Source organism: Shouchella oshimensis, from assembly GCF_002019765.1.
Classification (GTDB): domain Bacteria; phylum Bacillota; class Bacilli; order Bacillales; family Bacillaceae_D; genus Shouchella; species Shouchella oshimensis.
Window position 1 is genome coordinate 3,213,557 of sequence record NZ_KV917380.1, and the last position, 25,613, is coordinate 3,239,169.

Consider the following 25,613-nt stretch of genomic DNA (forward strand, 5'->3'; position numbering starts at 1 on the left):
ACTTTTCCTAACGTATAGATGGATTAAAGACCATTTGAAAGGAGTTTAACAATGACCCCTCGTATTGTTGTAACACCTACTCGTGCACTTATTGATCAACCCTTACAATTATCTGCTTACGACTTAATGCCAAAGCAAAGCGTAACAATAAAAGCACAAACGACAGATGACACTGGTGCAATCTTCGAGGCTAGTGCTCTATATGAAGCAAATCAAGACGGGAATCTCCACCTTGCTTCAACAGCGCCCTTGTCCGGAAGTTACAAAGGCATTGATGCAGAAGGCTTGGTCTGGTCAATGGAGCGAATTGGAAAAAAGCATGGTGATTATTTTAACAAACAGAACGCCGAACCGCTTACCTACTCATTTACACTTGAAGACTCTTCTGGAAAGCTACTAGATACAGCTCATGTACATAGAAAATTTTATGATGATACTGTTAAACGCGTGCCTGTCCACGAAGCAGAACTAGTTGGAACCCTTTTTCACCCCGATACCGTCCAAGCTTTCCCAGGGGTAATAGTAGTAGGCGGATCCGATGGTGGTGTAAATGAACATGCCGCTGCACTCCTCGCAATGAAAGGTTATTCCGTATTGTCTCTTGCTTATTTTGGGACGGAAGGCGTATCGAAAGACCTTGAAAACATACCATTAGAATATTTCCAAAAAGCTACCCTTTGGCTTAAAGCCCATGATGCTGTGGATAATACTGTTTCTCTAATTGGCTACTCTCGCGGCGGCGAACTCGCCTTGCTGCTTGCTTCCACGTACGACGAGTATCAATCGGTTATTGCCGGAGCTCCAGGAGCTTACGTAACATCCGGATTACGTAACACGATATATGCACCCATTCCAGCTTGGACACAACAGAATGCACCACTCCCTTACTTGAAATTTACTTACACAGCAAAGCATTTTCTTAACATCGGGAAAAGCATACTTACCCGTAAGCCTTTTTCTTTCTTACCAATCTGGTCTGTCTCACAAGCAAAAGCAACCGATTTAGATGCTATTCGAATTCCAGTTGAGCAAGTGAACGCTCCTTTATTAACCATAGCAGGTGAAAAAGACGAATGTTGGCCATCTGCTGACTATGCTCGAATGGTTCAACACGAACTTCATGGCAAACGAACGGACAACAAACACCTTTATTATGACGAAGGTGGCCATTTCCTTGCCTTCCCCTATGGGCTTCCAGGCATGCCAACTTCAACTTATATGCATGTTGGAGGTGGCATGATAATGGATTTTGGTGGTACGAAAAAAGGAAATGCCGATGCCGCCAGAGAAACGTGGCGCTATGTGCAAGATTTCTTATTTGAGCATACGAAAAAGACTAGTTTGCACTATTCTTAGGCAACTGGTCTTTTTTAACGCGAATCTCTTTCAAGTTGATATTCAAGCATGTTAATGATGAGCGTCTGCTGTTTTTTCAGTTCTTCATTTTCTCTTCTTATTTGCCTCATTTGATAAGCAAAGTAGCAAATGAGTCCTATCATTACAACAACATAAAAAATAATCCTTCATCCTTTTCTAAATAATGGTTTTCTCAGCTGCTAGATAAGACTTCATCTTTTCTAACATCTGGGTAACCTGTTCATTTTTTTCTAGATGTTTTTCAAAATAGAGATAAGAGTACCATTGTCGATAATAAACGAAGTAAGGTAGTTTATCTACCCACTTCTTCTGTAAAGTCGTTTTTGAAGCATAACCTTCTAATAACATTGTAGAGAACGATTCATACCATTGACACCGCTTATCTTTTTCAATAAATAAAGCAGCATGATAGATCGGAATGGCTAGATCATATATATACCAATGATGGATAGCACTTTCATAATCTAATATATACAGTTTGTTTTTAGAAAAACGGATGTTTTCGTGATGGAAATCGTGATGGATGAGACCGTAGCACTGATGATTTGTTGATAAAGCGCTTAATTGATTATACAAGTTCCGCCAATTACTCTGTAAAGGTTCCTCTAACAAGCCTTCTGCTACAGATAAAAGCGATTCTTCATGCCAATGCTGTACTTTTGCCTTATGCGGATACAATTTCCCAGTTTCATGTAAGGCCCCAATACTTGCACCCCATTGATAAACTTGTGTACTCTTCAAATCTGTTATGGGAATACTATCACCTGCAATATGCGTTTGTACAAAACAAAAGTAATGAACGCCTCTATAGAGAATATGTTCAATTTCCCTCCCATTGAAAGACTGGACAATCTTCGCGCTCGGCACACCCGCACGATTCATAAACGCCGTTACATTCACTTCGTGCTCAAGCTGTTCTATACTAGCTTGATCTTCACGAAAAACTTTCAGAACATAAGAATTGTTCTTGAATACATGCTGATTAAATCCACCTAAACATACAAAACGATCTGCAGTAAATGGATAGTACTGTGCGATTTTCTTTAACACCGCCTGCATTGTATCACCCTTTTTCATCTTATCAAAAAAAGACCAAGCGGGTATCTATCTTTCCCTCTTGATCTTAATTGTTATTGATTTAAACGTTCTGCTGCATCAACAGTGTGTTTTAACAACATTGAAATCGTTACAGGACCAACGCCTCCAGGCACTGGGGTAATGGCAGATGCACTGGCTGCACAACCATCGTAATCACAATCGCCAACATTTCCTTTATTATATCCAGCATCAAGAACGACGGCACCCGGCTTGATCCATTCCCCTTTAATAAATTCAGGGCGACCAACAGCTGCAACAACAATGTCCGCTTGTTTGACATGAGCTTCTAACTCACTTGTGCGAGAATGACAAATGGTTACTGTTGCATTTCGATTGAGCAACATCATGGATACTGGTTTACCAAGAATTGGACTTCTACCAACAATTACAGCATGCTTCCCTTCAATTGGTAAGTCATAATGGTCGAGAATCGCCATAATGGCTGCAGGTGTACACGAAGGGTATTGGGCAAAATTAAAAGCATTTTGCGCAAACCCAAGAGTGGTGACGCCATCTACATCTTTTTCAATCGCAATCGCATCAAATGCAGCACGTTCGTCAATTTGTTCAGGTACAGGATGTTGTAATAAAATACCATGAACGGTATGATCCTCATTTAACTGCTGAATCGTTGCTAACAACTCTTCCGTAGTTGTCTCTGTTGGCATCTCAATTTTCTTTGATTCCATTCCAAGCTTACGACAAGCATTTCCTTTCATTCGCACATAAGTAGCGGAAGAAGGATCTTCGCCGACTAAAATAGTTGCGAGGGACGGGGTAATGCCTTTCTCATTCAGGGCTGTTACTCTTTTCGCGAGATCAGCCTTTATGCAATTTGATACTTCTACTCCATCTAATAGTAAGGGCGTTTTCATTCAAACCATCCTTTCGTTATTTGAACGTGAAAAGGGCGATACCCTTTTGCCCAGGCGCACGGCAAGTACGCTCTATGCTCCCTCGTGGTTATCCACATTGCGCCAGTTACATAGAGTCTTTACGTTTTCGTTTTATTTTAGCATACACTTTCAAAAAAAACACTTCAAACCATTCCATTTCCGAACAAAAATATACTCTATCAATCTATTTGTACGTGATTTTTGATTTTTTCCGTGATTGCTTTTTTCTCATGTTACAATAGAGCCAATAAAAAAGGGAGGAAATACCATGTTTGAATCAACCCGGTTACGACTGCGTAAAATGCAAAGCACTGACATATCACTTTATCACCGTTGGCGAAACGACCATGAGGTCATGGCTTCTACTAACCTTTCCTTGGACGTCTATACATATGAGGAGACCCAATCTTTTGTTGAAAGCGTAATGCTCTCCTCTCCACAGTCAAAATCCTACATTATCGAAGAGCTTGAACAACACACTCCGGTGGGTGTAACCTCTTTAGTCGGGATTGATTACAAAAATCGGAATGCCGAATGTATTCTTGATATCGGTGAAAAAAGCAAGTGGGGGAAAGGATACGGTACAGAAGCAATGTCTCTCCTATTAACATACGCATTTCTCGAATTAAATTTACACCGGTTGTCTTTGCGCGTCTTCTCAACAAATGAAAAGGCAATTCATTTATATAAGAAGATAGGATTTGTTCAAGAAGGCAGGGTAAAAGAAGCCGTCTTTAGAAATGGGGAATGGATTGATATTATTTATATGGGATTGCTACAGACCCACTATCAACGACTTCTCTAAAGCTTGCCACTCGTGCCTAGTTACAGTTTTTCACCAAATTGACTCAATTATTAACCCTACACCTGCGACGAGTAAAAGAATGTAGGTTACATTACGAAACAAAGCTTGATTCATTTTCTTAAAGATAAAATGTCCGACGATTAATCCAGCAATTACGGCTGGCAGTGCCAAACCTACAAGCCCCCACACGTCCCTATTTATGCTTATTGTGATCCATTGCAATCCAATACTAATGGGATAGATGAGTAGGAAAAATGCCAGTGTTGTTGCACGTGTTTGTTCTTTTGTCATATTAACACCAGCAAAATAGGCGAGTAATGGTGGTCCTGGCATGCCAATGCTCGCCGTTAATGTTCCAGAAAGTCCACCTATAGTCAAATCTCGTCTATTTGTTTGCTGCATTTTAACCGGCAACACAAGAAGAAGAGTAACAAAAAGTAAAAGAGTTCCTACACTTATTTTTACGGCTGTCTCATTGATAAGTTGTACCAGGATGACACCTATTGGGGCGCCAATAACACTTCCGATAACAAGTCTTTTTATAAGTGGCAGATAAACATCTTTACGAATTTGAATAAATAATAAAAGGGAAATAAGGATAGACACAAATAAATTCACTTGAATCGCCACATCTGGCGCAAACAAAAACAGTAAAAATGGGGTTGCGATAATAGAAAATCCAAAACCCGTTGCCGCTTGAAGAACGGATGCGAAAAAGACAATGAAAAGATACAGAATACTAACCACTTTAATTGCCTCCCATTCACTAATGCACTAACTTTAACATGATTCCATGCGTAGGCACACGTCTAGGCGATTGCCCTACTTTTTCATTTCTTTTAAGAAACTACAAACCAATTAGGGTACACCTGCATACCTTGATATAGAGAAACGCAGGAAGGGGGCATGCCAAGTGTCATACGCAGGCGGTGGTTACGGAGCTGGTGCTGGTGGCGGATTTGCATTAGTAGTTGTATTATTCATCTTGCTTATCATCATCGGAGCTTCTTATGTAGGTGGCGGATATTGCTAATTTGTTCTTCCAGATTGTAAAAAGATGACCTTTCGAGGTTGTCTTTTTTTATTTACATTGCCACAATAGAAAGAAAAGTGGATAGGTGGAATGTTCGATGTTACACACGCAAACCATTTCTTTAAAGAATCAACAAACCCACATGGTGTCAGATATTCACGGAAACTTAAAGTTGTTTAAAAAACTGCTCACCAACTTACAGTACTCCGCTAGCGATACCTTAATTCTTAATGGTGATGTCTGTGAGAAAGGACAAGATAGTCTTGGCCTTATTCGCTATATAATGGATCTTCATCATACGCATCGCGTTTATACAACATTAGGAAATAACGACGCCATCCTCCTTCATCTTCTAAAAGAAAACGAACAACTGATTCCCTACTTAGAACGACAACCGTACTCTCTTATTCATGAAATGCTTCGAGAACAAAATCGTGAGTGGAAACAGTTTTCTTCTATTAAAGAGATCGCTCAATTTTGCCTAGACCATTATCAGGCGGAACTCGAATGGATTCAGCAGCTTCCTCATGCACTTGAATCCGAGGATTTTATCATCATTCATGCTGGCATCGAGAGAACGAACGATTGGAGAGAAACGTCTTTAACAAACGCTTATGCCTTCCCATCCTTTTATGAACATGGGCATGATGAAGAAAAGACCGTCATTGTTGGACACTGGCCAATATCAAACTATTTAAGCCGCGAAAAAAGTCACATGAATCCAATCATTGACTTTGATAGACGTATTATTTGTTTAGATGGTGGCTTGCAGGTCAAATCCATTGGGCAACTAAATGCCCTCACCCTCCAAGATGGGTTGTTTGAAGCAACCTATGTTGATGAGTGTAAACAGATAAAAGAAATTGTTCACTCCTTTTCAGATGAATCCAAACAAGGGACCATTAATTGGCCGAATTATTTAGTAGAAAAACAAGAAAAACAAGAACATTTCACGCTTTGTTACAGTGCAGCGAACAAGACGAATTATTGGATTAAAAATGAGTATCTAACCTATCAAGATGAACAGTGGCAGTGCACAACTGATGTCAGTGCTTCCTTTTTAACAGTAAAACAAGGTGATCACGTTTCGATACTTGATGATCAATGCAGTGGGTATGATTTAGCCAAAAAAGATGGCTATTACGGTTGGATCCCCAAAACTTGCACATAAAGAAAGATGTGAAGAGGGCTCTTCACATCTTTTCAAGGTAAATCCCTTCATCATACTTCCACTCTAAATAAAACACGTCCCGATAATGATCAATCCGTTGCTCATAGAGCTGCTTATCTAACCAGTTTTCGTCTAATCCAGCTTTTTTGATATTTTCCCAGTCAACCACACCATCATTGATAAAGGTAACAGGCAAATAAACAGGGTCCTCTTTAAGTTTAAAATCCTCATAGGTCGGTTGGTCATATTTTTGTTTCTTTAAAACGCTTATTTGTCCATCTGTTTCTAAAACCGCATACGCCACCTCTCGAACAGAAAACGCATCTTTTTGCCTTAAGAGATGTTGAAGCTGATTCATGTCGAGCTTATTCCGTTTCATTTCCCTTCGATTTAAGTGTCCATTTTGAATAATAATAGAAGGATTTCCTTCGAAAAACTTTCTCGTCTTCCGGAACCGCTGCGTTGACCATTCGATAATGTATAACAACATACCCCAAATTAATACTGAATACAGAATGGTCCCTAATTTCGTTTCGTTATCATAAATGGCATTCCCAACGAGTTCACCCAAAATTAAAGCAGAAATAAAATCAAACGGTGTGATTTGCGCAAAAGACGTCTTCCCCATTACTTTTGTTAAAATAAGGAGTGCAAAGAGTCCTACCGTCAATTCTATCGTTGTCTGCAACAAATTTCCCATACTATAACCACCTCTCATACCACTCGTATACAGCATAGACCAAAATCGACGATTTCAGACCCAGACATTTGTACACGGTTTCTTTACAAAACTGTAAACTTCGATGGTTTAAAAGTGGGTATAGATAAGCATGAAGCAAGGGGAGGCAACAACATGACAATAGAATCAATTCTTATCGGGGTAATGCTTATCCTCATTCAACTATTTGCACTACCCATCATTCATCGTACACCTTTCAAAGAGCAGAAAATCCTTTCCTTATCAGGAGGTGTTGCGATTGCTTATGTCTTTGTCTACATCTTGCCTACCATGCATGAAGAGCAGGATCAACTTGGTGGAGATCTTGCATTAGACTCAGAGCTTTACTTTCTTGGTTTACTCGGATTACTTGTGTATTACAGTGTTTATAAAATTGCCAAAACCAAACACGAGCAACATCCGAATACATCTTATTTCGTACAAATCTCTTTCTTCGCCTTTTATACATTTATGATCTCTTATATTGTCTTTGCATCAGACGTTAAAACCGTTGAAGCTCTTTTTTATGGTGTCGCTGTTGGGCTTCACTTTATCGGTATCTCCTATCACATTGGTCATGGTAATAAAACCGTTCACCGTCAATACGGTCGCTTCATTCTAGCAACAACAACACTCATAGGTGCTATTGCTGGCACATTTGGCCCTTCAACTGGTCTATTTGTCGATTCATTAATCGCCTTTAGTTCAGGCGCCATGATTTTTAACGTCATTAGTAAAGAATTGCCTGAAGAAGATTATGCTCACCTACCAACCTTTTTAATAGCGTCTCTACTATTTTCAGTTTCACTATTAACGTTAAAAGCCATCTTTCAATGGTAATACAAGAGCCACTCGACCTTTGTTGAGCGGCTTTTTTTAATAGCATAAGGAACCTCTATAAAAACAAAGGAGGGGTGCACTTACCGTTTATTGTTTTTAGCCATTCATAAAAGAAGCCATCTTTAAGCAAGATTTATCGTAGATTACCTTACAAAAACACAGAAAATTCTAGGTTTTAGTTGATACAATCACAAGATAGAGGAGAGTGGTTGGATTGACGAATGTAGTTAGAGAGAAAGTGACTGTAGCATCGTTAGAAGAGAATCAGACAATTCCTTGGTATCGTTCGTGGGGGCCTGGCGCTATTGTCGCTGCATGTATTATCGGTCCAGGTACTGTGACAACCGTATCCGTTGCTGGTGCCCAATTTGGATTTCAAGTCGCTTGGATTCTTGTCCTCGCTTGTCTTGTTGGCTACTTTATCCAACGACCTGTTATTAATTGGACGGTCGCAACAGGAACAAGCGTATTAGAAGGCATTCGAGATGAAATAAGCAGTTTATGGTCCAAACTTATTTTCTTTGGCTTATGGCTCGGTGCCCTCGCCTTTCAAGCAGGGAATTTCATCGGTGCTTCCATGGCTATGAATCTTATTTTTCCATCCGTTCCTATGCTTGCCTGGGTTAGTTTGCTTTCAGTTTCGGCAATGGGGATTGCTTGGTTTGGCGTCTACAAAGTGCTTGAGAATATTAACCGAATTGTTATGATTATGCTTGTCTTAACCTTTTGTTTAACTGCACTTGCTGCTCTGCCAAACGCAGGTGCAACAATCAATCAAGGATTCACGTTTTCCATTCCGCAAGGAGATCTACTCATCGTGCTTGCACTAATTGCAACCATCCTTGTACCGAATACACTTGTAGCACTTTCAGGTTTTATGAAAGACAAATATCGCCACTCCGCTTACACAAAAGAACAAATACGCAGCATCTCAGTCAATGATTTAAAAATAAATTTCACCCTGTTAGCTATCATCTCTATTGCGATTCTCTTATCTTCCGCAGCTGCATTCTATGGATCAGGACAAACCATTAACAGTGCTGGAGATATGGCTGTGCAGCTGACACCTATTCTCGGATCATTTGCAACCATCTTTTTTGCCATCGGTCTATGGACAGCCGGCTTTTCATCTGGCTTATTTAATTTAACGGTGCAACCAATGTTATTCGGTCATGCGTTTAACCAATCAGAAAGTCCAGACGCACCGGTTAACCGCATCATTTTGATTATTACGGGTCTCCTCCCCATTGCACTTGTGTGGGCTTTTGGCGGATCACCTATTGAACTAATCATTTCGGCCCAAGCGATTAACGGTTTACTATTACCTGTCCTCACAGTCGTACTCTATAGGTTGACGAACAAAAAAGACCGTATGGGGCGTTTTCAAAACTCCGCATCAAGCAACATCATTACGCTTTTCATAATTGGCCTCGTGACATTACTCGCCATTCGTGTGTTTATAAGTTTCTTTTAAACAAAAGCTTTAGTCTCAACTAAGGCTTTTGTCTTTAGCACAACTATCAGATAAAGTATTACATTAGTCTCAATGGAAGTAACAAGGTGGCACTAGACGCTTTATGCACAACTAGATCCAAGACTTTGCAATTTTTGAGCATCACGTTAGGCCCTGCCAGTGACAAGAACGTCTTCCTCATTTCATCACCTGTAAAAACGTACCAATTTGTTCTTTACAGTCAGCTACACATTCTAGTGAAAGCGCATGTGTTGCCGTGTACCGCTGCTCATGTAAATGTTGCGTTAGTTCAATTTCGACAGCATAATTCTCATCACCTTCATTAAATGTCAGCATCAGTTCTCCAGAACCATCACTAAATGATGCCGTTGTTTTGCGATTTAGCCAACCTGTGCCCGTCAGTTTCACTAACTCTTTATGAAATCTCCGCAAGCTAGAAGCTCGAACATAATAAGGTCCACTATGGCAATAAAAATTTAATGTGCTCGTCTTTAACCTTATCGTTAAATCAGCATCAGCTGAAAAACCCTTTTCTTTATGATAATCATCGAGTATAAGCGCGATCGATAATTCCTCATTACTAAATTGGAGAATGTCCATTTTTCCCTCGCTTAAGTTTCAATTTTTAACTCTTTATATAAAATCATAGGTTCCACCTCAAGACCAATTAGTTTAGCATTCCAATTCGTGCCTACTAACAAGCCATCTTCATTCATTCCATGCAGCCAGTCTTTTTTAAATTCTGTTAATCGTCTAAACAATCCCCCATAAGAATAAAATCTCTTAAAGAGATTGATAGTTTTCCTGCATTAGATTCTGTAAGATAAAATCGAAATTCAACGATTGGTCGCCGAGAAGCTGCTTATTTTGTGCACTAAAAACCCGCACTTACATGCGGGCTTGTCATGACTTGTTAGTAGAATTATGCAACACGTTTTCTTCGGCTGAAAAACTTTCCGTGCTTATACGTTAATTTAACAAGTGTATTTTCGCCAAAATAGTAAATCGGAAATAAGAAGACTATTGCAATTAAGGCTATTGGCCAATTTTCAATGAATGGAAGAATAGGCAGTAACCATCCGTTAATCTGCTCACTTAAAAAAATAAGGAGTCCAGCAAATCCTAACGCTGGTATAAGCAATAATAGTGATGTTTTTACTTCGTATACACGAGATTGGCAACCACGACATTTAAATGAAAAGGGGGTCTTTGCATCGTAGAGATCTTCTTCCGTAAAGGGCTTTTCGCAAATGGGACAAAATTGGCTCATTAGGGCTCCTGCTTTCTAGATTAAATGGTTATTATCTATTTGTAGCAATATATATCCATTATACAGCCAGTTAGAATTCTAAATTCTAAAGTTTTTCTAAAGTTTTCACAAAAAAAGTCGATCGCGATCGACTGTAATTAATTTATAAATGAACCATATCATCAAAAAAACTAAAAAGTGTTTCTGGAGAACATTGGCAATTAACTCGTTAAGATGTCCGAATAACATGTTACTACTTTTTTGTTTAAGGTGATACGAATATCCTCGCTGAAGAATAAATACGATCCGCTTCATAGAAGCCTTCTTCAATCTCGTAAGGGTATGGGAAGGCAAAAAACTGAAAAGGTTCTAACGATTTTACTTTAGGTGTCTCAAACTGAATTACTTTCGTAGCATCTTTTGGGACCGTGAAATACAATACTCTCTCGCCGTTAATATCAACCTGCTCCCAGTTCTTTAAAGCAATTAGCGCATACGGAACATCTTCTCCATATCCGTTACCTATATGAATAAAAGCATTTTCTTCACTTGTTAACTGAGTAATGTAATTGTATTGTCCAACTTCTGTATCAATAATTAATCCTTCAATAATGTTATCATCTATAAGGTGACTTGTACTCACTTCAACATTCTCTATAAACTTAGTTTCTATTGGATCTGAAGAACTATATGCCCTTCTTAATGAAAAAATATCCTCATATTGGAAAGCTACTTCTATATTATCAGGTTCAGAATCAAAAGAATGATACGGATCTGTAAAACTAATAAAAGAGATTTCACTATTCACATTTGCTTTTAACTTCAAGTTGAAAGCAACCGTTTCTGATTTGTTTGACTGTACATGGTATGTAATTAAATTACGATCCTTTCCTTCGTAATGTAATGGAATCTGTTCAAAATTCTCAAAAGCAAGCAAACCAAAATCAATATCTTCGTCAAAATACTGTTCCATCTCGAATTCTAATGGGTACGTATCTTTAAGGTTTTCGCTTAAATAGGTATCAATGATTCTTCTGTCATCATCATAAAGTCCGAACGCAAATATGTCCTGTTTTTCTGTTGAATAGTTTCTTAAATCATTATCTTGCACTTGCTGAAAATCTTCTTCATTAATACTGTTGGAACAACTGATTAAAAAGGTAGTTGTTAACCAGAAAATAAGAAAACGTTTCTTCATCTTGGCCTCCTATTAGAAGAAGCGTATAATTTCATAAAATTATACGCTTACTGTTATTTAAATATTAGTGATTTTTTCGAGTTACATGATTTATTGTCTTATAACCAGCATGTCTGTATTCATGGTTTCCTCGTGTGTATCCAGAACTTTTTTTACTGACGTATGATGTTGCAGCTCCAGCATAATTATCTTTTCTTGAAGTATCTGAAGCATCAGCTCTAACCGTGCCGCTCTGATAAATTCTAGCTCTTGCGTATACATAATCCACTACTCTTGTTGTCGATGAAGTAGCGGTTTCACGTACTTGCCCAATAGCGCCAGACACACCTGCTCGTGATGTAGCAGTTATAGTTGCCATTGACTCAAAATGATGTGGGTTTGGTATCACATGCGCTTCGTTAACTAAAAAGTCTATAATAGACTCAGGCGAATCGATATCACCGTAAGGATCTTTAGAGCCCAATTCTTCTGCATTGGCAAGACCCAAAAAAGAGATAAAGAAAAAACAAAAGCGGAATACAGCACCATTTTTTCCATATAAAACCTACTAATGTTTTTTTTGTAATTAATTACATTTTTATTCTATTTGAACCAACAGAAAAACACAATAGTTTTTTAAATTACTAAAAAATTTATGTTGATCGTTCATCTTCATTGTCTTTTACATAAGGACATCAAAAAATACTAAGCATATATTGGTCCATTTTTTTGTGAAGAAGTAGGAGTAAACAAAAGCCCGCACATTTTTGTGAGGACTTCTTACATGTATAAAAACCAAATTGATAAAATCCCTAGATTTGTTACGGTAAGCTGGAGGGATCTTCGACCAACTTTAATTCTTTTTGAAGCACTTTCTTAAATAATTTCAATAAATCACTACTACCTCTTAATTGAAATTCTCTTACAACTTCTATATCATTTTCTGTCACATGAAGTATTTCAACAATTACTATAATTGATTTTTTCATTCTCGAAAAAGTTAGCCTTAATAATGGCTCAACTGATTCAAATTGAAACTCTTTAGACCAACCTACCAATAATTTACGTAACCCCCTGACTATTTCTTTATATTCGCTTTCTAAAAGATGTACAGAAAAGTCTTTAAAGATAACTTTATCTTGATCACTTATTTTACAACTTGAAACAATAAATGGATCTTCTCCATGTTCATAATATTTTCTAGGGGTAAGTTCAAATTCTAAAAATTCGTCTCTGATTAAAGACATATCATACTCCTATGAATAAGAATTCAAGAGAAAGGCTTCTCTTGTAATTTACCTTATTTATTTTTATACCACTCTCTTTTACCATACTTGTGAAAAACTTGTTTTGGTCCCTTTGCTCTTGATTTACCAAAAACCGTAACAATTTGTCCTCTTTTATTGACTACAACATTTGCTTTTTTTCCATAATATCTGGTTTTACCACCTGATTGTTTAATAGTTTTCTTTGAATTTCTTACAGCCTCCAACTTTGCTTTTATGCTCACTCCTCTTCCACCATCTCTACCAATTGATTGATGTAGACCATGTTTTGTATGCCCTCTTATTACACCTGCTACTGCTTTTCTCTTTTTTGTGACCCCTGAGAATATTTTTCCAACTCTAAATGCACCACCACCTACAGCACCAAGCGCTGCACCTCCAGCTGTTGCACCAAACAGTTTCCAACCTCTGGCACCTTTTGCTCTCGCTGCTTTATAAGAGCTTATTCCTCCAATAGCGCCACCAACTAAAGCCCATACATAATGCCCGTCCGGATCAACTAACATCACCGGATTATTATTCGCATACGTATAGCCATTTTGCGTAATGATGTCGTCTTCATCGCCTGGATCTGGGTCTAGGGATAAGAACACGCCGTGCTTTGGCTCGTAGTAGCGGGCCATGAGGTAGTACATGCCGGTTTCGTGATCGTACTGGTAGCCAGCATAGCGGTACGTGTTGTCTTTGACCGCTGCGGTTTCGTCAACTTTTAATGGGTTGCCCCACGCATCGTATTCATACGTTGCGAGTCGGTTGCCGTCTTTGTCACTGATACCAATGACATCGCCATGAGCGTTGTAGTGGTAGTAGTATTTGACGCTTCCTTTTTTCATCGCGACGAGTTGACCTGCGTCGGAGTACGTGTACGACTTTGTACCGGCGTTTGAACCGTTCGTTTCATAAAGGATGTTGAGACTGTCACCGTCGTAATGGTAGTTGGTAATCGTTGTGCCTACCGCTTTTTGAATGCGGCGTCCATCTTCATCGTACGTGTACGTGACGAATGGTTTGGTTTCGCCTTTTTTCGTGACAGCGGTCATTTGATCGGCTGCATCCCACGTGTAGCTGTACGTGCCGTCGCGTAACGTTTCGCTAATGAGCTGGTCAAGGGCGCCGTACGTAAAAAAAGACCTTAATTAACAAAAGCCCGCATCTTCATGCGGACCTTTCCTTTTACTTTTCCTTTTACTTTTAAACGACAGAATTTAATAATTTAATCATTACAAACAGTATTCTATTCAGATAGCCAACTATTAATAAATTCTTCCAAATTAATTGAATTAGTAACCGTCTTCTTTCACTCTATCATTACACATATTTCAGCATGTTTTTAGTACCTATTTTATCCTTACCATCGCAAATATGGAAGTATTGTTTTACGCTACTACTAATTTATGTCAAACTCTTTCCATTGCTCCCATCCACTATTTATTTCTCCTAAATCCACTGGTACTTCACCTGTTTCAAGAAAATTTGCAAAGGACTGAAATGATTTTGACTCACTTGCATCGGTCAAATAATCAGGATATTCCCATTCGTCAATTTCAAGATAGGTTTTGACCTTGCTATTTAGACCAATCTCTTTAAGTAATTCATTAGGTTTGTACCATAAGCAATCACTTAAAGACGTAGTATCAAATAAATGTCTGAAAAAAGATGTAAGGATCTTTTCTTTATTTTCATCTTTCAAATTATTAGTTGGAGGTGCAAATTGATTAACCTTGTAGATTTTGTTTATCAAGCTAACTTTGTCCATTTTCAATAATTCAGAAACCTCACTATGCTTATAATTTATTTCAAGTCCAAGCCTATCTTTTAGTTTAACTCCCACATTAACAGATTTATAAGATTTTGATAGTGAATTACTGTAAATGTCGAGAGAAATGAACGGTCCCTTATTATCTAAAAGAAATGACTGTACTAAAATTACCCATCCATCATTACTTAATTTAATAATACTGCACCTACTACCAATATAATTAGTATATCTCCACTCAAAAATCGGTCGATTAAATTCATCAAATTCTCTATCTAATATTTCGAGTACATCTTCAGCACGAATCATCAATTAAGCTCTCCCTTATCTAAAAATATTAAATCACTACAGATCTTGATTTTTAACTAATTATAAACATTAAATTTTGTTTTTTTGATGAAACTGGATAGAGTCCATTTAAATGTGTAAAAAGGTCATATGACAAGCCCGATACGGTACACTGTTTTTATACCAATAAAAACATACCATAAGGCAAGCCATATGACCCTTATACAGTTTACAGTAAACAATAAAGAGATACAAAGCTTAACTTACACACTTGTAAATAACAAAACTTCAAACTGATTCTGACAAATGCCTTTAAATAGCTTGCGTAATTGAAATTACCAAAAATTAACAGAATCGAATTTTTCCCATATTTTCCAATAAGTATTACTTTCTTCATTATCCACTATATAGTCTGCATTATTCTTAGAGATTGCATGAGCAACAGATTTGAAAAAAGAATAATTTTGTGTTGAATCAGTATCACTTACAGGATGGGGCCAATTTTCAGTTGAATATATACAATAATAACTGGAAGATAAAGCAGCTTGTTCAAGCTGCTCCTCTTCAGTTAACCATACCAACTCTAAAAAATTCTTGTTCTTTACCATTTCACGCAATGCAGTTATCCACTCATTCTTGTCATTAATTCTTTCTTTTAGATCTTTTCCGACTTTAAAATTAAATGTCTTATTTCTCACTGAAATTTCAAAGTTATCTTTTGTAAAACCAGCCTCTACGTCTTCAATGTCAATATAGTTACCTTGTTTATCTAAAAAAATAAAAGGTTCTTCCCACAAGATTCCATCACTACCGCTAGTTACATCACTACCAACAATTTGCACATCAATGCTTGGCCCTAATTTTGAAATTCCCAGAAATTGAAATGTAATTAACCAATGATTTTCATTCACAAATACAGAAAGCTTACCTTTAGCAAAATCAAAGTTAAAATTATCTAATAAACTTATGTCTCCTGCCTTAATTGAGTTATCCAGAACTTCAAACACACTTAGATTTTTTGAACACATTACTATCACCTACGTTTATTCATTTTTCTTGAATAAGCACTAGCATACCCGCCTTGCTTACTAGAACATGCTTTACAATGAGGATATAATTTTTGTTTTTTGCGATATCGATTTAGGGCAGTGACTGGCTGATGATCCCCTATCCAGTTTCCCGACTTAGTACCTGGATTTTTAGTACCACAAGAGTGACAACCATATTTATCTCCTATTTTATTCAGCACCCGCCTTTCTTTTTTATTTAATCTACTACTTGTACTCCTTGCAGGTATAGACTTTTTAGCGTATGCTCCTGGTTTAAAATATTTTTTACCTTTCTTCGCAAACCCTAACGCCTTTTTCGCACCTTTGAATACTTTTCCTGGTCCGAAGTTGGATGCGGCTGCCCAAGCAGCGCCTTTCCAGCCCTTACCTGCTTTATACGCTTTGTATCCGTCATATGCCGCAAATCCTGCGTTTACCGCTAGCCACACCCAATGCCCATCCGGATCAACTAACATCACCGGATTATTATTCGCATACGTGTAGCCGTTTTGCGTAATGATGTCGTCTTCATCGCCTGGATCTGGGTCTAGGGATAAGAACACGCCGTGCTTTGGCTCGTAGTAGCGGGCCATAAGATAGTACATGCCGGTTTCGTGATCGTACTGGTAGCCAGCATAGCGGTACGTGTTGTCTTTGACCGCTGCGGTTTCGTCGGCTTTCAGCGGATTGCCCCACGCATCGTATTCATACGTTGCGAGTCGGTTGCCGTCTTTGTCACTGATACCAATGACATCGCCATGAGCGTTGTAGTGGTAGTAGTATTTGACGCTTCCTTTTTTCATCGCGACGAGTTGACCTGCGTCGGAGTACGTGTACGACTTTGTAACGACGTTTGAACCGTTCGTTTCATAAAGAACGTTGAGGCTGTCGCCGTCGTAATAGTAGTTGGTAATCGTTGTGCCTACCGCTTTTTGAATGCGGCGTCCGTCTTCATCGTATGTGTACGTGACGAATGGCTTCGTTTCGCCTTTTTTCGTGACAGCGGTCATTTGATCGGCTGCATCCCACGTGTAGCTGTACGTGCCGTCTGTTAGTCGGTTGCCGTTCTTATCGTACGTAAACGATTCGTTGCCCATGCTTGTCAGCTGATTATAGACATTATAACTTGCTTTTGTTTCTGTTGTTTGCCCATTTTTTGTTGTTTTGACTGATGTTCGGTTGCCGAAGCCGTCATAAGTGAATTCGTTTTTCGTGCCGTCGCGTAACGTTTCACTCATGAGCTGGTCAAGAGCGCCGTACGTATACGAAATCGCCTTACCGCTACCATCTTTAATCGATGTACGGTTTCCATTCGCGTCGTACGTCATGAATTCCTCTAAAAATGGTGCGCCAGCTTCTGATCCGACTGTCAGGGCGGTAACGAGACCGCGTGGGTCATATGTGAAGCTTGCGCCTGTGCGGTTTCCAGATGAGAACGTTTTGACGTTACCTTTTTCATCGTAATCAAAATGGTACGTCGCGTCGCCGTCTTTCATGCGAATGTTTTGTTCTTTTTTGTTGTACTCATACGTGTTCGTTTGTTTGAATGTTCCGTGGGTGAACACGAATGTATTTAGTTTATCGGATGTCTCTGAGTAATTCCATTCTTGCTTTCCTGTTCGTTCAGCAAGCGTAACCATGCGGTCTTTTTTATCGAACGTGCGGACTTTCGTTCCGTTTGCTTTTTCGTCTTTCACCGTTAGCTCGTTGCCGTTTTTATCGTACGTAAAGCGGTAGGCGATTTGACCGTTGTAGCTTTTCGTCGCCATCCGGTCTGTGCCGTCGTACGTTAATTCGGTTGTGTGCCCGTTCGGTGTTGTTGTTTTAATGAGATTGCTGTTGGCATCGTATTGGTTCGTTACGACATCATTAAACGGTCCAACGGTTTTCATCAGCTTGCCAGCTGTGTCGTATTCGTACGTGAATACTTGCGCTTGCCCTGATGATGGCGCAATCGACTTTGTCAGCATATTGCCGTTTTTATCATGGGTGTACGAAATGCTTGTGCCATTTTCAAGCTTTAGCTGCTTTAATTGATTGGCTAGATCATACGTGAATGTTTTCTTTTTACCAAGGGCGTCGGTGGATTCTGTTTCGTTTCCGTACGTGTCAAATACACTTGATGTTGTGAAACCTAGTTCGTCTTCTACTTTCGTGACATAGTTTCCTTGATTGTCAAACGTTTGTTTCTTAATGACATTGCCTTCAAGCAAACGCATGTCGTCAAACCAAGCCGTTCCACTACCTTGAATAAAGAAAGAAACATCTACTTTTGTGATTGGCTTACTCTTCGTTAGTTTTAATGCCGTTCGATTCCAGTCGTTCGTTCCTTCTGGGAACGTCGCTGGGCCAAAGTCTGCGGTCGTGCCGTCTGTATAAAATACTTTTGCTTTTAAGCCGTAGTTCGTTGACTTTACATTGTCTGCTTTTGATAAACCTGTGAACGTTAAATCCATTGCTTGTTCATTGGCTGCTTGGTTTAACGTAACCGTTTGTTTGTATTCACTGACTGCTTGTCCTGCTGTTTTAACAATTTTAACGGATTTCTTGTCATCAAATCCAGCGCTGTCTACTGAGCCACCAGAACCGCTCCAGCTTGTTAAATTGTTTAGAAAACTTGAGTTTTGAATCGGGTTGTAGCTTGATGATACTTCTGCTCGTTCTAGCTGTACTTGGTCAAACCATGCGCTTCCACTTGCTGTTGGTTTTACTTTTTCTAGCTCTAAATAAACGCGAAGTTTTGCCGTATTTGCTGGCGTTACGAACGAAAGCTGACGCTCTGCCCAGTTTTGTTTACCGACAAGATGACTGTGTCGATTATCAATCCATTTAATTCGTTTGCCGCTGGCATCTAGCGCTTCTACATTTAGAAATGCACGAGCGTTTACTGTATCCGTTTTAATTAGTGAGCTTAATGTATAGGAAACGTCTGGTAAGGCATCAACGACTTGAGTTGCTGCTTGATACACATGCTCGGTCACATCGGATTGCATCGTCATTTTCAACGAATTCGGACCTGCCAGCTTTCCAGCAGACTGCTTTTCAACTACATACGTACCGTTTGACTGTTTATCAATACGTGTCCAGCTCGTCGTACCGTCTTCAAAGCGACTGTTTGCTAGAAGATTGGCTGCCGTTGCGAGTTCATGGCTTTCTTCGGTTAGGTTTCCGTTTTTCGCATACTTAGACGCCGATGCGGTTTTCCCACTTTGATCGGTTTCCGATACAGCATCAAGACCGTCATACGCAATCGTTACTTCGTCACCTTCTGTATCAATCATTGATGTGACGTCATGATTGTCGTTATACGTATACGTTTCTGTTCCGTAATCATCAACGGCTTTAATCACATTGCCATCTTTATCATACTGAAAGGATTCCGTTGGTTTTCCAGAAGCTATGTCATTTGGATCTGTTGTCTCTGTTAAATTATTTCCAACGTACTTGTAATTCGTTGTTAGCTTTAAGCTGTCCACATCTTCCACGTACTGAATTGGGTTCCCAGCTGCGTTGTACGTGTAAGATAGTTTACGATTGTTTGGCTGCGTAAAAAGAAGCGTCCGTTTCGTTAAATCGTAAGCAAGTTTGAATGATTCGTTTCTCGGGTTAATCGCTTCTTTCAGCATATCACCGTTATAAAGGAAACGATTGACTACTGGTTTTGCATCGGTGTGGGTTGGTTCGTACACCGCTAGTAATTTACCATCTGCTGCATACTCATACTTCGTAACAGCACCATCAAAATCAGTATAGCTTACGAGTTTCCCATTTTCATAGCTGTATAAAAGTTTACGAGATCCTGGTGCTTGTACTTCTTTTACTGTGCCATCAGCGTTGTAAACGAAGGTAACGGTTCGACCTGAAGCATCTTTCATCGTCTCTAAACGATTGTTTTTATACGTGTAGGTCGTCGTGTTATCATGCCCATCAACAAGTTTTTCAAGCTTACCTGTCGTTTTTGAGAAGTGGGCTTTTGTTTGGTCTTTCGTCGTCAAAATCAACGCGTTGTTTTTATCTTCTAGCTCAAGGTATACGCCTGTTGGTGGCTTGTACGTGCCGTCGCTTTGTTTTGTAAAAATGTGTAGCGTACTGTCATCATCAACGAATAGCGCTTGGTTACCAGAAAGCTTCAGTGTCATTTCACTATCAGCATGCCAACCGTAACCGAACATGCCTGTTGTCGGTGCTAGACTGTTGTACGTTCGTGAAAACCCTAATCCCGGTCCACGACCACCAATAGAAAGGTCTTCTTCCGAAACGATCAAGTTTCCTGTTGCGGCGTTCACTTTTCCATATGGAACAGAAAGAATCGACCAATAATCTTCTTCACCAAAAAATTCCGTCGGCTGTCCAATAGATGGTTTGAATTCAGGTGATTGAATCGTTTCGCCATGCTTGTTGTAAGCGGTTATTTTGAAAAAGTAGTTCTTTGCTGTTGTGTTACCGCCTGCGTTCTTGTAAACAGGTGACGGATCAATTGCAAGTTCTGATCCTTTCCCATTCGTGTATAAGGCTGATTTCCCAGCGGCAATGTCTGCGGCAGTTGGCCAGATCCCTTTTCCTTGGGTCGTCCATTGGGTGTCGTCCCCTGCATCGAAGCTCGTGAACGATTTACCATTTGACATCCACACTTTATAGCCTGTCGCATTCTCGACTTCTTCCCAATCCAGCATAATGTAGCCTGTGTTTTCCACTTTAATATTCGTGTAAGCCACACCATTTGGTGCTTTTGGTTTTTCTAAATCAGGAATATACGGTAAGGCGCTTGCCGAGCGGACCGTCTCACCATGAGCATTGTATGCTTGAATCTTAAAATTAAAGTCTTTTGCATTTGGATAATTCCCACCAGAGTTTTTGTATACAGGTGATGGATCAACCGGTAGCTCTGCTCCAGCATTATCCGTTAAATGGAGAGCAAACTTGCCTGCTTTAATTTCTGCTGCTGTTGGCCAAATTTTCTTTCCTTTTGTAGTGTAGGAAGTCACATTTCCAACATCGACCATCTCATGCTTAGTGCCATTGTAAAGATAAAGCTTATAGCCTGTTGCACCACTTATGGCTGGCCATGATAAATCAATGTAGCCTGTACCGTTTCCGTTACTATAGCTTTTCGAGGCTGGTTTGTCTGGTTTCTTTAAGTTTGGAATGTTCGGCTTATGTGCGTCTGACATAGCACTTTCACCTTGTCCGTAAATTGCGCTAACTCGAAACCAGTAATTTTTACTCGTTGGATAACTCCCGCCAGAGTTCTTGTAGACAGGCGAAGGGTCAACTGCAAGCTCTGCCCCTTTTCCGTTTGTATAAAGCGCAAATTTTCCTGCCGCAATGTCTGATGCTGTTGGCCAAATTTTCTTTCCTTCTGTTGACCAGCTTGCTACATCGCCAACGTTAAAGGCTTGATAATCCTTTCCGTTGTACACCCATACTTTGTAGCCTGTTGCACCCGGCATCTTCTTCCAGCTTAGGTTCACATGACCTGCACCATCCCCAGTTGTATAGGTTTTAGACGTTGGTGCCGCTGGTGCTGGAATGGTGTATGTGATACTGATGTGCGGTTTATTTGTTGAATTTGTAGTCGATACGACTTTTTTCCAAAATTCTTTTCCGTTCCCATTTGTGTGTAGCTTAAAGCCATAGTTAGCTTTTGACCCGTTCAACCAAGCTTTTACCGTGTTTGTTACGTCAAAACTAGCTCTTTTGTTTCGACCAACATCTACTTTCGCAATATTTGTAGAGCCAGGCTTATTATTCCAATTCAGTGTGCTCGGTGTCCAATCACTATTAACGGTATCTAACCACAAGCCGTTTGGATTGTCGCCGTAGTAATGGTGAATAACATGGGCGTTAAATGTCGCTTTTGTTACAGTCATATTCTTAACAGCATTAATGTTTTGCTTTAAGTAGCCATACGTTGTTCCTGTCGTGTTATCGTATTTCCCGACTTTTAAAACGTGGGCATTCTGAGAGGAATCCCATTTACTACTCGTTGAACTATAGTTCGTTGTCGGATAGGCGCTCATGACAAACGCATCTGAGCTCACGTTCACAGAGGTTGTTGGATCAATATAAACAGGATAAACACGAGCTTCGTCTGTTAACCAGTCACGATCCGCTTCCACTGTTAGCTCATAGCCATCTTCCATTTCTTCTAGCGTATAACGCACATCCTGTGATTCAGCGGTTTCTCCTTTTGCATCATCGTACTGTGAATCTGCCATATAGGGTTTTGGCAGTTCAAACGTCGCTTCCCCTTCTGTCGTAGAAAAAGTGATTGAACCATCTTCATTTTCTTGTGCCACTAGTTTGGTTTTAATATGATACGTAAATGTATGAAGGCCATTATAGGCATGTAATACAAGATCTTCTTTCGTACTTTGATCAAATGTAAAATGTCTTAAATCAATATTAGAAAAGATATCTTGGTAGGTAATTTCATTTTCGTTAAAAGAGGCATGTTGGTTTTCAACTGGAATCACTTCTCCATCTTCATCCGTTGCCGAAAGAAGCGAAAACGTAATGGTGTCATTATTTTGGGTGTATGTGGCATACTCTCCATCTTCCATGAAAGGTTTGAAGCTTGAGGCGAGGTTTGTGTTCTCTGTCGTAATTTCGTCAGACGAAACCTTCTCTAGCTCACTTGATATGTCTTGCCATTCCTCTGTTGCATCATCAAGCGTATGAATAGGTTCAAAATACACCTCTTGGGTATAAGAGCCATCCTCATTCAAGAAAAGTTTCGTATTCTCTGTACGATCATCAACTAGCTCTTCTTGTGACCCAGGGTCATCATTATCTTCCAATTCAGAATTTTTATCACTTTCACCCTCGACGAACTCAAAGTCTGGTTCAACATCTTCATAAAGAAGGTGATCGTCTCCATCTTCTTCTTCGTCATTCGTTTCTTCTACTACTTCTTCTCGTTCGTCTTCATGATTCTCCATCTCTTGTTGCTCTGATTGATTTTGTCCACCAACCTGTTCTGCAACTGCTTGTAATGGCATGCCACCAACCACAATAAGCAGGGTAAGCAACCAAATAAAAAGCTTTTGTACCTTTCGCCTCATCTTCAAACCCACTTTCTCTCAATTTTTGTAACAAATTGGTTACATTTGTAACATTTTTATAATATGTGTTCTTCTCCTTTTTGACAAGCACATTTGTTCGACAAAATGTTGCCTATACACAACAAAGCCTCAAAGGCTTATTCCTTTGAGGCTCATGCATTAGTGCTTTCTCTTTCGTTTGCTATTTTTAGACGACTGTTCTCTTACTTGATTTAATTTTTCTCGAATGGTTTGTTGTTTCTTTTTTTGTTGAGTATGGTCAACAGTAGCGTTTAAAACATGTGCGTGGGAGTTATCTAAAGTGAGCAAAAGCCAAGTGCCTTCTTTTGCATCAATTGGTAAATCCTGTTGTCTCATTTCAAATTGTTTTTGTAAGGAGTCAACGAGAATGACGGCGATCCCATTCGTCACGCGATCGACAACACCATGATACTTACTGTCCGACACAAGCAATCCCTTCTTCCTTAATGGTCTTTAGTCTTGCTTCACCAATTCCATCTACATCTGTTAATTCATCAAGGGCTGCAAACGGTCTAAGGTCTACTATTTGTTGTGCCCGACTTGGTCCAATTTCCGCAATTTGCTCTAGCTCTTTTACACTTGCCTTGTTGATATTGACACAATCTGCCTCTTCTCGTTCACTTTGTATAGCTACAGTAGTTCCGTCTGTAGAAACAATAATGGTTCCGACTTCATCCGTACCATAAATCGTAGCACCTGTTCCTCGCACTACTTCAAGAGCTTCTTCCCCTGGGTGGTCATAGGCGTTGTCAACACCTGCAGAGTAAATCGCATAGGAAGGTTGAACAGCCTCTATAAAAGGCTCTGATGACGATGTATTTGACCCATGATGCGGCATGCTTAAGACGGTTGCCTGTAAATGTTGACCTCGATCGAGCATGTCTTCTTCCCCTTGTAGCTCTACATCACCTGTAAACAAAAAAGACACCTCTCCATATGTCAATTTCATCACAATGGATCCGTTGTTTAAATCGCCATTAAGGGTTTCAGGATGAAGTACATCAATGGTAACACCACCTATTTCAACTTGCTCACCGGCTCTTGGCTCGTGGTAATCCACCTCATGTTCTAACACCGCATCTAATGTCCGTTCAAAAACAAGGGTATCTGTTTCATCTCCGGACATCCAAGCCTCCAACACAGTAAATTCGTTGATGACGTCTGCCATTTGACCGATATGATCAGCGTGGGGGTGAGTGCCTACCACTAGATCTAGCTCATCGACGCCCTGTTCATGTAAGTACTCAATGGTAGTCTGGTCATTCCAGTCGCCTGTATCAATCAGCATGTTGAATGCTTGTTCATCCTGTTCCCATGTTACGAGAGTGGCTTCTGCTTGACCTACGTCTATGTAATGTACAGCCAAAATTGGCGCATCGGCTGCGAGTGATGTAGATGGCGTATCAGCTCCTGCACAAGCCGTTACTAGTAAGAGGCACACTATAGTTAAAATCCATTTTCGAGTCATGTTTCCTCCGTTTTTATCCTTTTTTATTTACTCCAAGTGTATCAATCACCATTTAAATAGACCACCCTCTTTTGACACTTTCTATTCTTCTTGATACCATATCTCTTGGTAACAGAAAGTAGGTGGTCTTCCTTGAAATTGATTGACTATGTGTTTCGTGCGTTCCTTCTTGTCATCGGCGTTATTGCCGTTTTGTATAATGATCCTACATTGATTCGCTTCTTCATTGCTAGCATCGTGGCCTATTTCTTATTTTTGTTTTTTAAAGAACCGAAAGGAAACATGCGCGTAATCTACTTAATCATCGGTGGCGCAGTTGCATTGTTTTATTTCATTTTCTATTAAAAAAAGAGTCGTGCACGTCTCGACTCTTTATTTCTAAGCTTAATCGTTGACTTCATGTACCAAAACAGATGAAACAGCGCTTGCAACCAGTTTATCGTTTTGATACAAATTAGCTGTCACATAACTCATGGTACGTCCAAATTTTTCAACGACTGCTTTTACTTCAATTTCTCCAGGAAGAGCCGGGCGGTGAAAAGCAACATTAAGGGTAACAGAAGCAAACAGTTGCTTATCGTTCATTAAGGAAGAGATTGCATACGCCATTGCTACATCCGCAGCTGATGAAACAAACCCACCCATCACAACACCATTTCCATTAAGCATTTGTTCAGTTGGTCGCCAAATGGCATGAGCCATTCCCTCATGCGCTTCCACTATTTCAACTCCTGTGAAGGTATCACACGGTGGCGGTTCTTTTTTAAAATGAATGACATCCATTAAAGGGTTCGACATAAACAATCCTCCGTTTTAAAACGTTTTCATTTTTCCGTTTATCTT

The 25,613-nt window shown here is 39.6% G+C and carries 23 protein-coding genes, 1 pseudogene and 1 riboswitch; of the genes and pseudogenes, 7 read left to right on the forward strand and 17 right to left on the reverse strand.

Features of this window, described 5'->3' with window-relative positions; genetic code table 11:
• The first annotated feature begins 51 nt into the window (after window positions 1-51).
• Window positions 52-1,356: an acyl-CoA thioesterase/bile acid-CoA:amino acid N-acyltransferase family protein gene (locus BK583_RS16260; RefSeq protein WP_055735646.1), complete on the forward strand. Its 1,305-nt coding sequence runs from the start codon at window positions 52-54 to the stop codon at window positions 1,354-1,356.
• A gap of 177 nt (window positions 1,357-1,533) precedes the next feature.
• On the opposite strand, the gene BK583_RS16265 is transcribed toward BK583_RS16260, so the two are convergent.
• Both BK583_RS16265 and BK583_RS16270 read right to left on the reverse strand, forming a co-directional pair.
• Entirely contained in the window at window positions 1,534-2,436 is a 903-nt protein-coding gene (locus tag BK583_RS16265) for a phosphotransferase enzyme family protein (protein ID WP_055735645.1), read from the reverse strand.
• 71 nt (window positions 2,437-2,507) lie between these two features.
• A complete protein-coding gene (locus tag BK583_RS16270; protein WP_055735644.1) occupies window positions 2,508-3,350 on the reverse strand; it encodes a bifunctional 5,10-methylenetetrahydrofolate dehydrogenase/5,10-methenyltetrahydrofolate cyclohydrolase in 843 nt (280 codons plus the stop codon).
• Window positions 3,351-3,391: 41 nt separating this feature from the next.
• A riboswitch (ZMP/ZTP riboswitch) is annotated at window positions 3,392-3,470 on the reverse strand.
• Between the two features lie 169 nt (window positions 3,471-3,639).
• On the opposite strand from BK583_RS16270, the gene BK583_RS16275 reads away from it, so the two are divergent.
• Window positions 3,640-4,176 (forward strand): GNAT family N-acetyltransferase, encoded by a 537-nt coding sequence (locus BK583_RS16275; protein WP_055735643.1) that lies wholly within the window; start codon window positions 3,640-3,642, stop codon window positions 4,174-4,176.
• Window positions 4,177-4,206: 30 nt separating this feature from the next.
• On the opposite strand, the gene BK583_RS16280 is transcribed toward BK583_RS16275, so the two are convergent.
• Window positions 4,207-4,923 carry a sulfite exporter TauE/SafE family protein gene (locus tag BK583_RS16280; RefSeq protein WP_055735642.1) on the reverse strand — a complete coding sequence of 239 codons (717 nt, stop codon included), beginning with the start codon at window positions 4,921-4,923 and terminating at the stop codon, window positions 4,207-4,209.
• Window positions 4,924-5,089: 166 nt separating this feature from the next.
• On the opposite strand from BK583_RS16280, the gene BK583_RS16285 reads away from it, so the two are divergent.
• A complete protein-coding gene (locus tag BK583_RS16285; protein ID WP_124741530.1) occupies window positions 5,090-5,209 on the forward strand; it encodes a YjcZ family sporulation protein in 120 nt (39 codons plus the stop codon).
• A gap of 97 nt (window positions 5,210-5,306) precedes the next feature.
• On the forward strand, window positions 5,307-6,380 hold the full coding sequence (locus BK583_RS16290) for a metallophosphoesterase (RefSeq protein ID WP_055735641.1): 1,074 nt from the start codon (window positions 5,307-5,309) through the stop codon (window positions 6,378-6,380).
• A gap of 22 nt (window positions 6,381-6,402) precedes the next feature.
• Here the strand turns inward: BK583_RS16290 and BK583_RS16295 are convergent, their stop codons facing one another.
• Complete coding sequence (locus BK583_RS16295) at window positions 6,403-7,080, reverse strand: DUF421 domain-containing protein (RefSeq protein WP_038477539.1); 678 nt, start codon at window positions 7,078-7,080, stop codon at window positions 6,403-6,405.
• A 153-nt stretch (window positions 7,081-7,233) separates the two neighbouring features.
• Between BK583_RS16295 and BK583_RS16300 the strand changes: the two genes are divergently transcribed.
• Window positions 7,234-7,938, forward strand: a complete 705-nt coding sequence (locus tag BK583_RS16300; RefSeq protein WP_055735640.1) for a DUF3270 family protein — start codon at window positions 7,234-7,236, stop codon at window positions 7,936-7,938.
• Window positions 7,939-8,152: 214 nt separating this feature from the next.
• The gene (locus tag BK583_RS16305; protein WP_055735639.1) at window positions 8,153-9,412 is read left to right on the forward strand and encodes an Nramp family divalent metal transporter; all 1,260 of its coding nucleotides are present in this window, start codon (window positions 8,153-8,155) and stop codon (window positions 9,410-9,412) included.
• Window positions 9,413-9,589: 177 nt separating this feature from the next.
• Here the strand turns inward: BK583_RS16305 and BK583_RS16310 are convergent, their stop codons facing one another.
• The 12 genes and pseudogenes from BK583_RS16310 to BK583_RS16360 form a co-directional block, all read right to left on the reverse strand.
• Window positions 9,590-10,012 carry a hypothetical protein gene (locus tag BK583_RS16310; RefSeq protein ID WP_055735638.1) on the reverse strand — a complete coding sequence of 141 codons (423 nt, stop codon included), beginning with the start codon at window positions 10,010-10,012 and terminating at the stop codon, window positions 9,590-9,592.
• A gap of 11 nt (window positions 10,013-10,023) precedes the next feature.
• Complete coding sequence (locus BK583_RS16315; protein ID WP_078440224.1) at window positions 10,024-10,173, reverse strand: DUF2750 domain-containing protein; 150 nt, start codon at window positions 10,171-10,173, stop codon at window positions 10,024-10,026.
• A 161-nt stretch (window positions 10,174-10,334) separates the two neighbouring features.
• Window positions 10,335-10,682: a YcnL family membrane protein gene (locus BK583_RS16320; protein WP_055735637.1), complete on the reverse strand. Its 348-nt coding sequence runs from the start codon at window positions 10,680-10,682 to the stop codon at window positions 10,335-10,337.
• Between the two features lie 244 nt (window positions 10,683-10,926).
• Window positions 10,927-11,859, reverse strand: coding sequence for a hypothetical protein (locus BK583_RS16325; protein ID WP_055735636.1), 933 nt, complete (start codon window positions 11,857-11,859; stop codon window positions 10,927-10,929).
• Window positions 11,860-11,923: 64 nt separating this feature from the next.
• On the reverse strand, window positions 11,924-12,322 hold the full coding sequence (locus tag BK583_RS20500; protein WP_139366200.1) for a hypothetical protein: 399 nt from the start codon (window positions 12,320-12,322) through the stop codon (window positions 11,924-11,926).
• A gap of 337 nt (window positions 12,323-12,659) precedes the next feature.
• Complete coding sequence (locus BK583_RS16330) at window positions 12,660-13,085, reverse strand: WapI family immunity protein (protein ID WP_055735635.1); 426 nt, start codon at window positions 13,083-13,085, stop codon at window positions 12,660-12,662.
• A gap of 53 nt (window positions 13,086-13,138) precedes the next feature.
• Window positions 13,139-14,203: pseudogene (locus BK583_RS16335) on the reverse strand (RHS repeat-associated core domain-containing protein); the annotation flags it as partial.
• Window positions 14,204-14,511: 308 nt separating this feature from the next.
• The gene (locus BK583_RS16340; protein ID WP_055735780.1) at window positions 14,512-15,189 is read right to left on the reverse strand and encodes a DUF7003 family protein; all 678 of its coding nucleotides are present in this window, start codon (window positions 15,187-15,189) and stop codon (window positions 14,512-14,514) included.
• 314 nt (window positions 15,190-15,503) lie between these two features.
• On the reverse strand, window positions 15,504-16,196 hold the full coding sequence (locus BK583_RS16345) for a DUF7003 family protein (RefSeq protein ID WP_055735779.1): 693 nt from the start codon (window positions 16,194-16,196) through the stop codon (window positions 15,504-15,506).
• Window positions 16,197-16,201: 5 nt separating this feature from the next.
• Window positions 16,202-23,281, reverse strand: coding sequence for a DNRLRE domain-containing protein (locus tag BK583_RS16350; protein WP_078440226.1), 7,080 nt, complete (start codon window positions 23,279-23,281; stop codon window positions 16,202-16,204).
• A 159-nt stretch (window positions 23,282-23,440) separates the two neighbouring features.
• Window positions 23,441-23,728 (reverse strand): DUF3006 domain-containing protein, encoded by a 288-nt coding sequence (locus tag BK583_RS16355; protein WP_160319276.1) that lies wholly within the window; start codon window positions 23,726-23,728, stop codon window positions 23,441-23,443.
• The gene (locus BK583_RS16360; protein ID WP_055735632.1) at window positions 23,715-24,770 is read right to left on the reverse strand and encodes an MBL fold metallo-hydrolase; all 1,056 of its coding nucleotides are present in this window, start codon (window positions 24,768-24,770) and stop codon (window positions 23,715-23,717) included. The genes BK583_RS16355 and BK583_RS16360 overlap by 14 nt, the downstream gene beginning before the upstream one ends.
• Window positions 24,771-24,902: 132 nt before the next feature.
• Between BK583_RS16360 and BK583_RS16365 the strand changes: the two genes are divergently transcribed.
• A complete protein-coding gene (locus BK583_RS16365) occupies window positions 24,903-25,115 on the forward strand; it encodes a hypothetical protein (RefSeq protein WP_038477468.1) in 213 nt (70 codons plus the stop codon).
• 39 nt (window positions 25,116-25,154) lie between these two features.
• Here BK583_RS16365 and BK583_RS16370 read toward each other — a convergent pair whose 3' ends face one another.
• Window positions 25,155-25,568 (reverse strand): PaaI family thioesterase, encoded by a 414-nt coding sequence (locus BK583_RS16370; protein WP_038477465.1) that lies wholly within the window; start codon window positions 25,566-25,568, stop codon window positions 25,155-25,157.
• Between the last annotated feature and the right edge of the window lie 45 nt (window positions 25,569-25,613).

Coding starts and splice junctions, on each gene's coding strand:
- BK583_RS16260 (WP_055735646.1), top strand. CDS start 52: ATGACCCCTCGTATTGTTGTAACACCTACTCGTGCACTTATTGATCAA.
- BK583_RS16265 (WP_055735645.1), bottom strand. CDS start 2,436: ATGCAGGCGGTGTTAAAGAAAATCGCACAGTACTATCCATTTACTGCA.
- BK583_RS16270 (WP_055735644.1), bottom strand. CDS start 3,350: ATGAAAACGCCCTTACTATTAGATGGAGTAGAAGTATCAAATTGCATA.
- BK583_RS16275 (WP_055735643.1), top strand. CDS start 3,640: ATGTTTGAATCAACCCGGTTACGACTGCGTAAAATGCAAAGCACTGAC.
- BK583_RS16290 (WP_055735641.1), top strand. CDS start 5,307: ATGTTACACACGCAAACCATTTCTTTAAAGAATCAACAAACCCACATG.
- BK583_RS16295 (WP_038477539.1), bottom strand. CDS start 7,080: ATGGGAAATTTGTTGCAGACAACGATAGAATTGACGGTAGGACTCTTT.
- BK583_RS16300 (WP_055735640.1), top strand. CDS start 7,234: ATGACAATAGAATCAATTCTTATCGGGGTAATGCTTATCCTCATTCAA.
- BK583_RS16310 (WP_055735638.1), bottom strand. CDS start 10,012: ATGGACATTCTCCAATTTAGTAATGAGGAATTATCGATCGCGCTTATA.
- BK583_RS16320 (WP_055735637.1), bottom strand. CDS start 10,682: ATGAGCCAATTTTGTCCCATTTGCGAAAAGCCCTTTACGGAAGAAGAT.
- BK583_RS16325 (WP_055735636.1), bottom strand. CDS start 11,859: ATGAAGAAACGTTTTCTTATTTTCTGGTTAACAACTACCTTTTTAATC.
- BK583_RS16330 (WP_055735635.1), bottom strand. CDS start 13,085: ATGTCTTTAATCAGAGACGAATTTTTAGAATTTGAACTTACCCCTAGA.
- BK583_RS16340 (WP_055735780.1), bottom strand. CDS start 15,189: ATGATTCGTGCTGAAGATGTACTCGAAATATTAGATAGAGAATTTGAT.
- BK583_RS16345 (WP_055735779.1), bottom strand. CDS start 16,196: ATGTGTTCAAAAAATCTAAGTGTGTTTGAAGTTCTGGATAACTCAATT.
- BK583_RS16350 (WP_078440226.1), bottom strand. CDS start 23,281: ATGAGGCGAAAGGTACAAAAGCTTTTTATTTGGTTGCTTACCCTGCTT.
- BK583_RS16360 (WP_055735632.1), bottom strand. CDS start 24,770: ATGACTCGAAAATGGATTTTAACTATAGTGTGCCTCTTACTAGTAACG.
- BK583_RS16370 (WP_038477465.1), bottom strand. CDS start 25,568: ATGTCGAACCCTTTAATGGATGTCATTCATTTTAAAAAAGAACCGCCA.